Origin of the sequence: Bacillus sp. COPE52, from assembly GCF_003355115.1 — a bacterium.
GTDB classification, from domain to species: Bacteria; Bacillota; Bacilli; order Bacillales; family Bacillaceae_G; genus Bacillus_A; species Bacillus_A toyonensis.
Genome location: NZ_CP031292.1, coordinates 1,686,928 through 1,700,762, shown reverse-complemented (window position 1 = coordinate 1,700,762; position 13,835 = coordinate 1,686,928). Strand labels below are relative to the sequence as shown.

Sequence of the window (13,835 nt, the reverse complement as noted above, 5' to 3'; positions counted from 1 at the left end):
TGATTTAATTTATTTGAAGAACACTTTTATCGAGGTGACTTACTTGAAATTTAAAGCAAAAAAAATCCATTTCACGTCATTTTCATTATATTATTTATAATTATTTTTTTCATTTCACTATTCTTCCAAAATGAAAATTCTATTTTTTTTACTCTTATGATGCTGTTAAATATCGTGAATCTTTCTTCATTCTATTTTTCACACTATAATATAACGAAATCATCAATTGTTGTAAAACACGGGTTCATACTGTGCACTGAAATTCCATTTGAAGACATTCGTCACATTAAATACTCTGGCAAAAAACTCCGTTCAGAAAAATGGACTCGACAGCAATTAGAAATTGATTACAATTTATTTGATTCCGTGAAAACTTTCGTACCACAAGACGAAGAAAAATTCATTTCACTCTTAAAAGAGAACTGCCCACATATAAAAGTAATCCATTCGACCACTACCAAATAATATTTCAGAACTTACAGTTGTGCAGTTGAAGAAAACATAAAAAGGGATTAAAATTTATATGTAAAAAAAAGCCCAGATTCGAAATTTCGAATCTGGGCTTCTTCTATTATTCTTTTGGAGCGATCATTTTTTTCGGATCTACAATTTCGTCAAATTGCTCTTCTGTTAATAATCCCGATTGCAATGCTGCCTCTTTTAAAGTTAAACCATCTTTATGAGCATGTTTTGCAATTTTCGCTGCATTTTCATACCCAATATGAGGGTTTAATGCTGTAACAAGCATTAATGAACGATTCACGTTTTCGTTAATTACTTCTTCATCCGCTTCAATACCAACTGCACAATTATCATTAAACGAAACAATTGCATTTGCTAATAAGTGCGCTGATTGTAAGAAGTTATAAGCAATAACTGGTTTAAATACGTTTAACTCAAAATTCCCTTGGCTCGCAGCAAATCCGATTGTTGTATCATTTCCCATCACTTGCGCCACAACCATTGTTAACGCCTCACTTTGTGTAGGGTTTACTTTACCTGGCATGATCGAGCTTCCTGGCTCATTTGCTGGAATAATAATTTCTCCAAGACCACTACGTGGACCACTTGCAAGCCAACGTACATCGTTAGCAATCTTCATTAAATCAGCCGCTAATGCCTTTAATGCACCATGAGTATATACAACTTCATCATGGCTCGTTAATGCATGGAACTTATTTGGTGCAGAAATAAAGTTCTTACCTGTAAATTGGCTAATTTCCTCAGATACCATATCACCAAATTTAGGATGAGCATTAATACCCGTTCCAACTGCAGTACCACCAATTGCTAACTCTTTCATATATGTATTGCTCTCAGCAATCATACGCTCAGTTTTTTCAAGCATACGGTGCCATCCACTAATTTCTTGTCCCAAAGTTAACGGTGTTGCATCTTGTAAATGTGTACGACCGATTTTTATAATATGTTCAAATGCAGTTGCTTTTTCTGCTAAAGTTTCTTTTAACTTCGTAATTGCTGGTAATACGTGATTTTCTACCGCAATTACACATGCTACATGAAGCGCTGTTGGAAATGTATCGTTTGAACTTTGAGACATGTTCACATCATCATTCGGATGAATATGTACGTCAGATCCCTTTTCTTTCAAAATTTGATTCCCGCGGTTTGCAATTACTTCATTCACATTCATGTTAGATTGTGTACCACTACCCGTTTGCCATACGACAAGTGGAAAATGCTCATTCCATTTCCCTTCAATCACTTCATCAGCAGCTTCCACAATTGCTTTTGCTTTCTCTTCTGATAACTTCCCTAGTTTTTGATTGCTAAGGGCCGCACTTTTCTTTAAAATCGCAAATGCTTTTACAATTTCAAGCGGCATTTGCTCTGTTCCAATTGGGAAGTTCTCTTTACTTCTTTGTGTTTGCGCTGCCCATAATTTATCAGCCGGAACTTTTATTTCTCCTAATGTGTCTCTTTCAATTCTGTACTCCATTTTTTCATCCCCTTGAAAATTTAATACCTACATTTCTTATATTAACAGACTTCCCTTCAAATGATAAGAATTCTCACTCGTATATATAAATATTTGATATTTATTTTTTAAAATTCCTCTTGACCTAAACTTAAGTTTAGGCTGTATCCTTTCCATTGTGACCTACTAAAAAGATACTGGAGGAATTCAATATGAAAAAATACGCTTTTGTAACAGGTGCAAATAAAGGAATTGGATATGAACTCGTTCGCCAATTAGCAGAGAAAGGCTATCACGTATTTTTAGGTGCTCGCAATGAACAACTTGGTCAAGAAGCTGTGAAATCTTTAAATATTTCCAACGTTTCTTATGTTCAAGTAGATATTTCAAATTCACAATCCATTCAAAAAGCAATGAAAAAAATGTATGAAACGACTGATCACTTAGATTTACTAATCAATAACGCAGGTATAGCACTAGACTTCAATATGCTACCTAGCAAATTAAATATTGAAATTTTACGTCAAGAATTTGAAATTAACTTTTTTGGAACTTTCCAAATGATGCAAGCCTTTTTACCATCATTAAAGAAGTCAAACAACAGCAAAATAATAAATGTAACAACTGACATGGCTTCACAAACAATGTTCGCTAATGGTGAAACACATCCAATTAATGCTTTAGGATATAATTCTTCAAAAACAGCTATTAACGCTTTAACATTAGCTTTTAGCAAAGAATTTTGTACTAACGGTCCAGCAGTTTTCGGGGTAACACCTGGTTTTACAACTACCGACCTTAATGGAAATGCACCTGGTGGCCATACAACCAATGAAAGTGCTAAGATTATTATTAAATATGCATTAAGTGAAACAAACTATAATGGTAAAATATTAAATAAAAACGGAATTATACCCTGGTAACAAGAGGATGAATCACATGTATTATACAATTGGTCAAGTCGCCAAAATGCACCACTTAACTATTTCTCAAATACATTATTACGATAGACAAGGACTGTTCCCTTTTCTTCAAAGAAATGAAAAAGGAGATCGAGTTTTTAACGAAGAAGCACTCAAATATTTAGAGATGATTTTATGTTTAAAAGAAACTGGTATGCCTATTCAAAAAATAAAACAATTTATCGACTGGTCCATGGATGGAGAATCTACTACCCTTCAACGATTAGAATTAATGAAACAACAAAAGATAAATGTTTTACAGCACATTCAAGATACTGAAAAGAACTTAAAAAAGATACAACAAAAAATCACTAAATATGAGCATGAAATAACCTCAATAGCTCAAAATACAAAATAAAAAATCACCTTCTACAATGTGTAGAAGGTGATTTTTCATTTATGATGCTTGCTTTCCTTTATCCGCATCATCTACATACCAAATGAACTTGCCTGTATATCCGTAAATAACTGCTAAAATTAACGATACAAAACTTAACCACATAAATGGAATATATGATAACGTTGCTACACCTAAAATACCAGCCATAAAAATACCATTATCCGACCATGGAACCATACCTGAAGTTAACGTTCCACCTACTTCTGAGTTACGTGCTAATACACGACGGTCTATTTTTAGTTTATCATAGCTATCTTCCATAATTTTCGGCGTTAAAATAAGTGATACGTACATCGCACAACCAAATACGTTCGCTAAAAATGCAACGATTAATGTAGACAACGTTACATTACCTGCAGAATTTAATTTCTTCTCAAATTTCGATACGATTACTTTAAGAACACCTAGCTTTTCAAGTAATCCACCAAAACCTAAGCCAAATATAATAACGGCTACTGAGCCAAGCATACCGTTAATTCCACCACGGTTTAATAACTTATCGACAAACTCAACACCAGATTGAATTGAGAATCCATTATAAGCTGTTCCAATTGCCTCTCCAAAGTTCATCCCTTGGAAAAGAGTTGCCCAAATTGCACCGATTAAAGCTCCCATTGCAATTGTTGGCATCGACGGTTTCTTCATTGCTAATAGAACGATAACAATGACCGCTGGAACAAGCATCCATATTTTAATATCAAATTGCTTTAATAAAGCTTCTTTTAAAAACTCTACTCGGTTCAAATCTACATTATCCCCGCCGTACATCCAGCCAGCTACAGTAAACATAATACTAGTAATAATATACGCCGGAACGTCTAATACAAGCATAGCTCGAACGTGAGCAATAACATCTACTTTTGCCATAGAAGCTGCAAGAACTGTACTATCAGAAAGTGGTGATAATTTATCTCCGAAATAAGCTCCCGAAAGAACTGCACCAGCAACAAGCGGAAGTGGTAATCCAAGACCTTCACCAATCGCCATCATAGCTATACCAGCTGTTCCAACTGTTCCCCATGATGTTCCTGTCGCGATAGAAGTTATGGAACAAATAATTAAAGTTGCCAGTAAGAATATGCTTGGGTGGATAAATTCTAATCCATAATAAATTAATGTTGGTACAACCCCACCAGCAATCCACGTCCCAATTAAAGCCCCTACTGCAACTAAAATAAGAATTGCTTCTAATCCATTAGAAATTCCTTTTGTAATTGCATCTTGCAATTCTTGATAACGAAATCCTAACCTTAATCCAAGCGCAATAACTAAAAACCATGAAATAAACAGCGCTAATTGAATTGGGAGATCAAAAATCGTTTGGAAGGAAAAGACGACAGCAAGAAATAGCATTAAAAGAACGATAATTTCTGGTATCGATGGTAATCTTACACTTTTCATTTTTTTCTCTCCTTACAAGTCGATAACATGATGTATGTCGTCTTACATGTATGTAGTATACAATTAGCGAAGACAAAACAAAATTTTCATATTATTTCGATTTATTTTTCCAGTATAATATATTGGACACCTTTTCTATTGTAAAAGTAGATGTTACTTTTCGCAATGGAAAATATAAAAAATGTTACATTTTTATTTAGATAGAATAATCTAAGAATAACTTTTTTAATATTTGCCACAATAAGATTTTTTACTATTATCTTCACCTTTTAAGGACTACCATTTTTCTCCCCCAAAAAAGCACACATCATTAAAATGATGCATGCTCCACTTTTATTTATACAAATTTTGTATTTCTTCTTTATTTTTAAGTATCTCCGAAAACTTATCACTACACCCTTTTGGAAATAATACTCCGAGTCCATATGAATGTCCAAACTGAAAATGAGGGTGCTTCGCCTTGATCTCATCCCAAAACTTATACACGCCAAAATCACCACTTCTCACTTCAATATCATGAAATAATACAATACCGTTTTTGGCGACTTTAGGTAACCACGTTTTATAATCATGAGAAACAGCTTCATACGTATGGTAGCCATCAATATGCAAAAGATTTATCGTTTCATCTTGAAACTGATCTATAGCATCATCAAAAGTAGACCGAATTAATTTTCCTATATTAAGGTAGTTAGCGCTCACAACTTTTTCTACTATTTGAAAAACCCCTTCTCCATATGGACCTGTATGCCCATCTCCAGCCCAAGTATCTACAGCAAAACATTTTGTAGTTAACCCACCATCTTTTACTCCCTGACAAAAACTGAAGAAGGAAGCACCTAGATGTGTGCCTAACTCAACTAAAGTTGCTGGTTTTTCAAATCGTACTAAGTCATATGCGAAATTTAAATGCCCACTCCACGCAGATTGTGACCGAATAATAGGACTAAATTTTTCAAAGTCAAACGATGGTTTATGAGTAACCCAGTTCATTGCATATCTCCTTATACACATATTTTTAACAAACCAAATTACTCTTATCTTTATTTTTTTATCGTCATGATTATGATTCTATTTCATGAAAATATAAAGAATTTATTCTTTTCTATTGAGGTAAAGCATCATATACATATGGGTCAGTTGGCTTATTAATTTTCTCGATTTTGCTTACTTTTACAAGTGGAAAGACTGTTCCTTTATATGTCGTTTCATCTAATAATCCTGTTATTTCCACCCATGTTTCTTCTGGAATTTTTTCAACGTTTCGCCCAGTGACAATCATCCCCCAGACTGATGCATCCGCAATACAACAAGTTATGCCATATCGAGCCACTACTGCTTTATTACCCGTCACATCTTTATCCTTATATATAAACCCTAAGAATGTAATTTCTTTCCCTTTAAACCAATTAACATTTTGACCAATTACATTCATTGTTTGAACATAATCCTTATCCTTTACTTGTAGTTTACTCTGTCCTAACATACTTTTTACTACTTGCTCTTCCGTTTCATAAGTCGTTGATAAATTTGATGTTTCTTCTGGATCAACTGATACTTCTCGCCCATCAAAATTAACCTGTTTCCCCTCTTTTTCGTTCCTTTCCAGACTTCTCGCCTGTACACTTTGATTCATACCCCTTTTTCCTGCTAAACTTCCATCAATTGTTACACTTCCAAAGAGAAAAGCACTAACTATCGGAACAACAAATAAAACATATACAAAGAAACTTTTTATCCCTGATTTTGATGTTTTATGATGTTTACAACAATTACAATCATGCTGTTTTTCTCTTCCATCTCCCCAAACTTGTACAGTACCCAAAATTAAAATTACTACAAAAGCTATATACGTAAATTTGATCATTTTTGGAGCGATAAAATTATAAATATTCCCTGTTACAAGTAGTTTAAATAAGAGCATTGCTAAACCAATTAAAATAATGCCACGTATATAGCGATGATACGCCTTCTGCTCCTCTTTCTCCATTCTTTCTCACCTCCTATAACATTATGATTTGCACGATGGTATACACAGATACAATGACAATTCCCATCAAAAAGAATACAAATCTCTTTTGAAAATACGCAAATAGCATTAACGTATTTTTCATATCAAGCATAGGCCCAAGCGCAAGAAATGCGAGAAGTGCCTTTACCGAGAAAACATGTCCAAAAGATGCCGCTATAAAAGCATCGGCTGCAGAGCAAATTGATAAAACATAACCAAATCCCATCATAATAACGGGAGCAATTACTTCATTATGTGCTACTGCATCCAGTACATTCCGATCAAAAAACGTTTGAAATACACTTGCTAAAAAAGCACCAATCAATAAATACTTACCAGTATCAAAAAACTCATCTACAGTGTGATTCATAACATCTTTCCAACTCTTTTTTTTGCTTGTTTGAACTGAAACCTCTATGTCTTTTAAAACATTTCTTTCGCGATAGCGAAAATACACAATTAGACCTATGAATAGAGCAACTAGAATTGTTATCCCAAAGCGTGCATATACAACGTAATCATTTTTTTGAAACGCATATACAGTAGATAAAAGAACAACTGGATTCATAATGGGTGCACTCAGTAAAATAACAATGCCTACATGAAGTGGTAACCCCTTTTGAATGAGCCTTCTTACAATTGGTATAATGACGCATTCACACATTGGAAAAAGAACTCCCACAAATACTGCTGGAATCATTGCAACAATCGGAGATTTCGGCATTATTTTTTGAATCATATCTTCCGTCACAAACACTTGAATAAATGAAGAAACAATTACCCCTAATAAAATAAAGGGGATTGCTTCAAAAATGATACTTAAAAACACCGTATTCACATTCAACCATTCTTGCGACATATTTTTGTGCAAATTTACTAGACTTGTAAAATCTACAAAAAATAATAAAAAGAGAAACATAGCGATAAGAGCTATGCCTACTAATTCTTTTGAAACTCTATTAAAGACCAAGCTTCTCGCCTCCATTTTATTTATTTGTAAACATGCGCTTGTCCAAATGTTTCATACTACAGCATAAATTTTATAGTCTATTTCTGTTCTTAAATCGTAATCATTATGATTTATTATTGATTTTTCCTTTCCCATCATTTATTATAAAACGTAATGGTTACGATTTAAAGGAGAGATTATTTCATGAAAAAAGTACCTATCACTGTATTAAGTGGTTTTTTAGGATCTGGAAAAACTACCTTACTACATCACATTTTGACTAATAAGAACAACTTAAAAGTAGCTGTTATCGTTAATGATATGAGCGAAGTAAACATTGATGCGTCCCTTATAAAAAAAGGTGGTTTTTCACGCACAGAGGAAAAACTAGTAGAAATTCAAAATGGTTGTATTTGTTGTACACTACGAGAAGATTTAATGATAGAAGTGAATCGTCTTGTTGAAAATGGTGATATTGACTATATTATTATTGAATCTTCTGGTATAAGTGAGCCTATTCCAGTTGCCCAAACCTTTACTTATACAGATGAAGTTCTTAACATTGATTTAACGAAAAATTGTCACCTCGATACGATGGTTACAGTTGTAGATGCACATAGATTTTGGGATGATTTTGCAGATGGAGAAAGTTTGCTAGACCGAAAACAGGCAATCGATGAAACTGATACTCGGGAAGTTATTGATTTATTAATAGATCAAATTGAGTTTGCAAATGTAATTATTCTTAATAAGATAGACCTACTAGAAAAAGAAGATGTGATAGAACTCCATCATTTACTAAAGAAATTAAATCCTAGCGCCAAGGTTATTGAATCTTCATTTAGCAAAGTACCATTGCAAGAAGTTTTAAACACAAATTTATTTAATTATGAAGAGGCCAGTCAATCGGCTGGCTGGATGCAAGAATTAAATAGTGACCATCATACACCTGAAACGGAAGAATACGGTATTCATTCCTTTGTGTACCGTCGTAAATATCCTTTTCATCCTGAACGCCTTATGAATTGGCTAGAAAAATGGCCATTAGATGTTGTAAGAGCGAAAGGATTTTTCTGGCTCGCCTCTCGTAATACTATGATAGGGCTTCTATCACAAGCTGGTTCCTCTATTACAATTCAAGGTGCTGGTGAATGGATAGCGGCATTACCTGAGGCGGAAAAAAATCAAATCATTACAGAAGAACCAGAAGTATTGAAAAACTGGGATGAACAATATGGAGATCGAATAACTGAACTCGTATTTATCGGAATTGACATGGATCGTTCTTTAATTGAACAATCATTAGATAGTTGTCTATTAACAGAAAAAGAAATGAAACAAGATTGGAATAACTTTGTTGATCCTATTCCAGCTTTTACTTATACTTCATAACAAAGTGAAAAAAGGCTTCCGTAGCATGGAGCCTTTTTTCACTTTGTAGTACTCTTATTTAACATATTTGCTTTCATAAGAAACACCATTGTACCGAAAACAATTAAGGTAGCATATACGACACCAACTACATCACCTATTTTTTCTAAGCCAAACGGTAATAGTATAGTAGCAACTCCGACTATATAGGAAAATACTCCTGAAAGCTTCGCTAATTTATTTTTATCTCCAACAAACGTTTCTTCTTGATATCCTGCCAACAAAAACAATCTCTTTTTCACATGTATTTGATACCCTAAAAAAAATGATAAGTAATCCAACAAATAAACAAACCAAAAATCCTGCTAGCATTTCAATACCACCCTCTCTACAATATTTTACCACGTACAAAAAAAATTTCGTCTCCATTATTAATAACTTTTCATCTAATTAGAAGTTTCAGTTTATTGATGCTCTTTTTTGTGATATATTGCATATTGTATCCAATATATATTTTTGGAAGGAGGATTATATGTCTTATGGATCCAAATCGATTAAAAGGAATTATAATGGTTATAATCGGTGCTTGTTTATGGGGCTTGTCCGGAACAGCTGCGCAACAACTTTTTCAATATGAAAATGTTTCAACCGAATGGTTAGTTACGATCCGTTTGCTTATATCTGGGGTTATTCTACTCATTATTTCATCATTCGGAACGAGAAAAAAAGAGATTTTTACCATCTGGAAGCAAAAATCCGACGCTAGTAAAATGATTTTGTTCGGTCTTTTCGGCATGCTTGCTGTACAGTATACGTACTTCGCCTCTATTAAAGAAGGAAACGCTGCTGTTGCAACTTTGTTACAATATTTAGCCCCTATATTTATCACTGTATACTTACTTTTCAAATGGAACGTTCGTCCATCAAAAATTGATTATATTTCAATTACACTCTCATTAGTAGGGACTTTTCTCTTATTAACAAACGGGTCTATGCATAACTTAGCTGTATCTACTCCAGCTATCGTTTGGGGCATTTTATCTGGACTATCTCTTGCATTTTATAGTTTGTATTCAAAAAAATTGTTAGAAAAGTGGTCTTCATCTGTTATCGTTGGCTGGGGTATGATTATTGGGGGTATTGGTGTAACGATTTTACACTTTGTTTCCACAAACGAATTCATTTTATTATCCACTATAAAGTATGTAAAACTAAGTACCCTCCCGCTCATTACATTTGTAGTCATTTTCGGGACACTCATAGCATTTTATTTATACTTAGATAGTATAAGATACCTTACGCCGAAAGAAACAACGTTATTTGGTTGTACAGAGCCGCTCGCAGCTATTATTTCTTCCGTACTTATTTTGCACGTACCGTTTCAATCTTTTCAGTTATTAGGTGCTTTTTGTGTCATTGTAATGGTGCTTATATTAAGCCAAAAGCCGGATGAAGGAAAACCGAAGCTAAAACTTATGAGTAGAAAAAAACAAAACATACAATGAAAGGATTGAATTATTTATGCCTGTCCCTCAAAATTATAAAAAACCTGGAAGAGTTTCCGCAAAGTCACTCGTTTTAACCCAACTACAAGATTGGATTATAGAAGGTGTATTACAACCAGATGAAAAAATTAATGATGGGGAATTGGCGGAAGCACTAGGTGTAAGCAGAACACCAGTTAGAGAAGCTTTACAAATTTTAGAGCTTTCTGGGCTAGTAGAAATGATTCCCGGTCAAAAAACGAAAATTGCTCCTATTAAATTAGAAGACGTATCTATCATTTATGAGACGCTGGCCGGTCTTCACTCAATTATAGGAAAACAAGCACTTCAAAAAGTTACAGATTCTGATATTAAACTACTTTCCGAGATAAATGATACTTTTCAACAATCTATACATGAAAAAGATTCAAAAAAAGCTTTAAAACTAGATATACAATTTCACAATACAATTACTTCTATTGCTAAAAACCGATATATTGAACCTTTTCTAGAAAATATGCAGCTTCACGTTTTACGACTTGAATATTTGTTTTTCCAAAACTTTGTGCCTGCAAGTCAATCTATTAAAGAACATCACTCTATCATTCAAGCACTTCAAAAGCAGGACGAAAAACAAATGGAACAAATGATGGCTCAAAACTGGCTCCGTCCCATGAAAGAAATACAAAAAATGATTTCTATGAAAGAATAAGAAAGCTGGTTACACAAAAGTGTAACCAGCTCCCTCTTTACTAATCTATATGCTATGCCTGAATATTCGCGTAATCTTCAATATCTTCGTACTCTTTTTCTAATTCCTCTAAAGATAGCTCGTATAATTGTCTGTCGCGAATCTTAAACACCCCTGCTCCAATTAACTCATCAATTAAATGCCTCTTACGATTTTCAACAGCAAAACGGAGTTGACTACTCATCTTTTAAAAAACTCCTTTCTACGATCATTGAAAATGATAATCTTTATCAATTACCACTTTTGATTATAAAAGATGATTCTTAATAAGTAAAGTAATCTTATGAAATATTTACCTTACAAAGTATTTGTGGCCACATTATATATATGTATGCCCTGCGAAAAATGTTATGACACTTTTTCTGATCCTTTTTCTTTCATACTTTGCAAGTTGTCTCGCTATGATAAAACTCACCTTCTATTTCTACTTGGATGGTGACATGTTCTACATGAAACTTCTCCTTTAATACATCCATAGCCTCTTTTAATACACTTTGCGTTTCATTACCTTTTATAATCAGGTGGCAAGTTAATACTTGAAAATCCGATGTGACAGACCATATGTGCAAATCATGAACTTCTTTTACAACCGCAATCGTTAATAATGTATTTTTCACCTCATCCATATCTATGTGCTGCGGTGCACCTTCCATTAATATATGGACTGTATCACGTGTTACACGCCACCCACTAATAATGACTAAAATAGACACAAGAATACTAGCAATTGCGTCTGCAACATTCCATCCGAAAAATTTAATAAGTAACGCAGCAATAATCGCTCCAACTGACCCTAATAGATCACCTAGTACGTGTAAGAAAGCACTTCTTAAGTTCAAATTACCTTTCACATCTCCGCCTCTCATTAATATCCAAGCTGATAAAATATTAATAAGCAAACCAAGTACAGCAATAATGAGCATCCCATTACTAGCAATCTCAACTGGTTCTTTAAAACGACGAATTGCTTCAATAAAAATGTATATAGAAATGACGATAAGAACGACACCGTTACATAATGCCGCTAACATTTCGACGCGCTTATACCCGTATGTTTTTGCAGTCGTCGCTGCTTTTTCTCCAAGCTTAAACGCAAGTAAACTTAAAGCCAAGGATACTGCATCACTTAACATATGCCCCGCGTCAGATAATAGTGCTAAACTATTTGTTACAAATCCGCCAATAACTTCAGCAACCATAAAGCTTGTTGTTAGTAAGAATGCAAGTAGTAACGCCTTTTTATTTTTAGAATGCCCGTGATCATGTGAATGTCCCATACTTATACTCCTTTAAGTGCCATATCTGTATGTTAGTATGAAACAAACTCCCCATCTTTATCCCGAATTGACCGCCCGTAAACCCCGCTTCCTCTGTATACACACTTCGCTACTTTTTAAACAATCCCTTTTTCTCAAATAAAAACAAGACTACTTCTTTTTTATTTTCATATTGTTTACTATTGAAAGAAATCTTAAGGAGGTTACGAAAATGAAACGTTTATTTCTCTGTATGGAGCGTGAACTTGTTGTAGTGAAAGAACAAGATGGTAACTACGAAACGACTTGTCACTTGCAAAATATGCAACCTACCTGTATTGCCGTTGATCCATTCCAACAAAATCGCATATATTGCGGAACATTTGGACGAGGTTTATGGTTAAGCGACGATGGCGGAGATTCGTGGAGACCAATTGGGGATTCCTATCGTTACTTTGATTTCCCTAAAGATGATGGTATTTTACACTCCTCTATCACTTCTATAACGATAAGCCCTAATGAACAAGTTAGCGGATATGGAGTCGTTTATGTAGGGACTGAACCGAGCGCTTTATTCCGTTCAGAAAACGGTGGTGAAACGTGGACGGAACTTAAAAATATGAAATCATTATTATCTTCTTATACGTGGGCTTTCCCGCCTAGACCTTTTACTCATCACGTACGCTGGATTACAGTTGATCCAAACAATCCCAATACAATTCACGTTTCAATCGAAGCTGGTGCTGTAATTCAAAGTAACGATAAAGGGCATACATGGATTGATAAAAAATTCGGTGCTCCTATCGACGCCCATCAATTACTCATGCACCCCGAAGCCCCCAATCGCCTTTATGCATCATGTGGTGACGGATTTATGGGCGGACCTGATCGTGCCTATCTTGAAAGTTATAACAGTGGAAATAGCTGGATCTCATGTAGTGAAGGACTTGAGCATCATTATTTATACAGCATGGCTATCGATCCAGCTGATTGCGATACTGTTCTCGTTTCTGCTGCGCCAAGTGCCGATCTCGCTCATCACCGTATTCCTTATGAATCTTATATATATCGAAAAACGAAAGATACTCCTTTTGAGCAAGTACAGCAAGGACTGCCGTCTGCAATCGGTACAGTCATTTCGATGTTTGCGACAAATCCAGCAGAACCACATACGTTTTACACTTTAAATAACAATGGCGTCTTTCAATCCAATGATAGCGGCGAATCGTGGGAACAACTAAACATTCCGTGGAAAGATGAGTATAAAACGCAGCATCCGCATGCTTTACTCGTAACTAGTTTTTAACGAAA

The 13,835-nt window shown here is 34.5% G+C and carries 14 protein-coding genes and 1 pseudogene; 7 read left to right on the top strand and 8 right to left on the bottom strand.

What is annotated here, in order from left to right:
• Positions 1-78 precede the first annotated feature (78 nt).
• Positions 79-465, top strand: coding sequence for a PH domain-containing protein (locus DPQ31_RS08675; protein ID WP_208732088.1), 387 nt, complete (start codon positions 79-81; stop codon positions 463-465).
• Between the two features lie 106 nt (positions 466-571).
• Here DPQ31_RS08675 and fumC read toward each other — a convergent pair whose 3' ends face one another.
• The gene (gene fumC / locus DPQ31_RS08670) at positions 572-1,960 is read right to left on the bottom strand and encodes a class II fumarate hydratase (RefSeq protein ID WP_208731785.1); all 1,389 of its coding nucleotides are present in this window, start codon (positions 1,958-1,960) and stop codon (positions 572-574) included.
• A 191-nt stretch (positions 1,961-2,151) separates the two neighbouring features.
• On the opposite strand from fumC, the gene DPQ31_RS08665 reads away from it, so the two are divergent.
• Both DPQ31_RS08665 and DPQ31_RS08660 read left to right on the top strand, forming a co-directional pair.
• The gene (locus DPQ31_RS08665; protein WP_208731784.1) at positions 2,152-2,862 is read left to right on the top strand and encodes an SDR family NAD(P)-dependent oxidoreductase; all 711 of its coding nucleotides are present in this window, start codon (positions 2,152-2,154) and stop codon (positions 2,860-2,862) included.
• 16 nt (positions 2,863-2,878) lie between these two features.
• Positions 2,879-3,259 (top strand): MerR family transcriptional regulator, encoded by a 381-nt coding sequence (locus DPQ31_RS08660; protein ID WP_208731783.1) that lies wholly within the window; start codon positions 2,879-2,881, stop codon positions 3,257-3,259.
• A 39-nt stretch (positions 3,260-3,298) separates the two neighbouring features.
• On the opposite strand, the gene nhaC is transcribed toward DPQ31_RS08660, so the two are convergent.
• From nhaC to DPQ31_RS08640, 4 genes are all read right to left on the bottom strand, one after another.
• Positions 3,299-4,702 carry a Na+/H+ antiporter NhaC gene (gene nhaC / locus DPQ31_RS08655; protein ID WP_000843971.1) on the bottom strand — a complete coding sequence of 468 codons (1,404 nt, stop codon included), beginning with the start codon at positions 4,700-4,702 and terminating at the stop codon, positions 3,299-3,301.
• A 333-nt stretch (positions 4,703-5,035) separates the two neighbouring features.
• Entirely contained in the window at positions 5,036-5,695 is a 660-nt protein-coding gene (locus DPQ31_RS08650; RefSeq protein WP_001104662.1) for a class I SAM-dependent methyltransferase, read from the bottom strand.
• A 112-nt stretch (positions 5,696-5,807) separates the two neighbouring features.
• Positions 5,808-6,692 (bottom strand): TIGR03943 family putative permease subunit, encoded by an 885-nt coding sequence (locus DPQ31_RS08645; protein ID WP_208731782.1) that lies wholly within the window; start codon positions 6,690-6,692, stop codon positions 5,808-5,810.
• A 13-nt stretch (positions 6,693-6,705) separates the two neighbouring features.
• Complete coding sequence (locus DPQ31_RS08640) at positions 6,706-7,698, bottom strand: permease (protein ID WP_176281000.1); 993 nt, start codon at positions 7,696-7,698, stop codon at positions 6,706-6,708.
• Positions 7,699-7,866: 168 nt separating this feature from the next.
• Between DPQ31_RS08640 and DPQ31_RS08635 the strand changes: the two genes are divergently transcribed.
• A complete protein-coding gene (locus DPQ31_RS08635; RefSeq protein ID WP_087970129.1) occupies positions 7,867-9,054 on the top strand; it encodes a GTP-binding protein in 1,188 nt (395 codons plus the stop codon).
• Between the two features lie 38 nt (positions 9,055-9,092).
• On the opposite strand, the pseudogene DPQ31_RS08630 reads toward DPQ31_RS08635, so the two are convergent.
• A pseudogene (locus tag DPQ31_RS08630) lies at positions 9,093-9,405 on the bottom strand (DUF3784 domain-containing protein).
• 167 nt (positions 9,406-9,572) lie between these two features.
• On the opposite strand from DPQ31_RS08630, the gene DPQ31_RS08625 reads away from it, so the two are divergent.
• Both DPQ31_RS08625 and DPQ31_RS08620 read left to right on the top strand, forming a co-directional pair.
• Positions 9,573-10,538, top strand: coding sequence for a DMT family transporter (locus DPQ31_RS08625; RefSeq protein WP_208731781.1), 966 nt, complete (start codon positions 9,573-9,575; stop codon positions 10,536-10,538).
• A gap of 16 nt (positions 10,539-10,554) precedes the next feature.
• Positions 10,555-11,229 (top strand): GntR family transcriptional regulator, encoded by a 675-nt coding sequence (locus tag DPQ31_RS08620; protein WP_199631601.1) that lies wholly within the window; start codon positions 10,555-10,557, stop codon positions 11,227-11,229.
• 52 nt (positions 11,230-11,281) lie between these two features.
• Here the strand turns inward: DPQ31_RS08620 and fbpA are convergent, their stop codons facing one another.
• Both fbpA and DPQ31_RS08610 read right to left on the bottom strand, forming a co-directional pair.
• On the bottom strand, positions 11,282-11,452 hold the full coding sequence (gene fbpA, locus DPQ31_RS08615; protein ID WP_000098300.1) for a Fur-regulated basic protein FbpA: 171 nt from the start codon (positions 11,450-11,452) through the stop codon (positions 11,282-11,284).
• 193 nt (positions 11,453-11,645) lie between these two features.
• Positions 11,646-12,545: a cation diffusion facilitator family transporter gene (locus DPQ31_RS08610; RefSeq protein WP_199631600.1), complete on the bottom strand. Its 900-nt coding sequence runs from the start codon at positions 12,543-12,545 to the stop codon at positions 11,646-11,648.
• A 211-nt stretch (positions 12,546-12,756) separates the two neighbouring features.
• Here DPQ31_RS08610 and DPQ31_RS08605 point away from each other — a divergent pair, with 211 nt between their 5' ends.
• On the top strand, positions 12,757-13,830 hold the full coding sequence (locus DPQ31_RS08605; RefSeq protein ID WP_208731780.1) for a WD40/YVTN/BNR-like repeat-containing protein: 1,074 nt from the start codon (positions 12,757-12,759) through the stop codon (positions 13,828-13,830).
• Positions 13,831-13,835: the final 5 nt, after the last annotated feature.

What these genes read in the sequence shown, in the direction of transcription:
- nhaC (WP_000843971.1), bottom strand. Translation starts at nt 4,702, where the DNA reads ATGAAAAGTGTAAGATTACCATCGATACCAGAAATTATCGTTCTTTTA.
- fbpA (WP_000098300.1), bottom strand. Translation starts at nt 11,452, where the DNA reads ATGAGTAGTCAACTCCGTTTTGCTGTTGAAAATCGTAAGAGGCATTTA.
- DPQ31_RS08610 (WP_199631600.1), bottom strand. Translation starts at nt 12,545, where the DNA reads ATGGGACATTCACATGATCACGGGCATTCTAAAAATAAAAAGGCGTTA.
- DPQ31_RS08605 (WP_208731780.1), top strand. Translation starts at nt 12,757, where the DNA reads ATGAAACGTTTATTTCTCTGTATGGAGCGTGAACTTGTTGTAGTGAAA.
- DPQ31_RS08640 (WP_176281000.1), bottom strand. Translation starts at nt 7,698, where the DNA reads ATGGAGGCGAGAAGCTTGGTCTTTAATAGAGTTTCAAAAGAATTAGTA.
- fumC (WP_208731785.1), bottom strand. Translation starts at nt 1,960, where the DNA reads ATGGAGTACAGAATTGAAAGAGACACATTAGGAGAAATAAAAGTTCCG.
- DPQ31_RS08635 (WP_087970129.1), top strand. Translation starts at nt 7,867, where the DNA reads ATGAAAAAAGTACCTATCACTGTATTAAGTGGTTTTTTAGGATCTGGA.
- DPQ31_RS08620 (WP_199631601.1), top strand. Translation starts at nt 10,555, where the DNA reads ATGCCTGTCCCTCAAAATTATAAAAAACCTGGAAGAGTTTCCGCAAAG.
- DPQ31_RS08625 (WP_208731781.1), top strand. Translation starts at nt 9,573, where the DNA reads ATGGATCCAAATCGATTAAAAGGAATTATAATGGTTATAATCGGTGCT.
- DPQ31_RS08665 (WP_208731784.1), top strand. Translation starts at nt 2,152, where the DNA reads ATGAAAAAATACGCTTTTGTAACAGGTGCAAATAAAGGAATTGGATAT.
- DPQ31_RS08650 (WP_001104662.1), bottom strand. Translation starts at nt 5,695, where the DNA reads ATGAACTGGGTTACTCATAAACCATCGTTTGACTTTGAAAAATTTAGT.
- DPQ31_RS08660 (WP_208731783.1), top strand. Translation starts at nt 2,879, where the DNA reads ATGTATTATACAATTGGTCAAGTCGCCAAAATGCACCACTTAACTATT.
- DPQ31_RS08645 (WP_208731782.1), bottom strand. Translation starts at nt 6,692, where the DNA reads ATGGAGAAAGAGGAGCAGAAGGCGTATCATCGCTATATACGTGGCATT.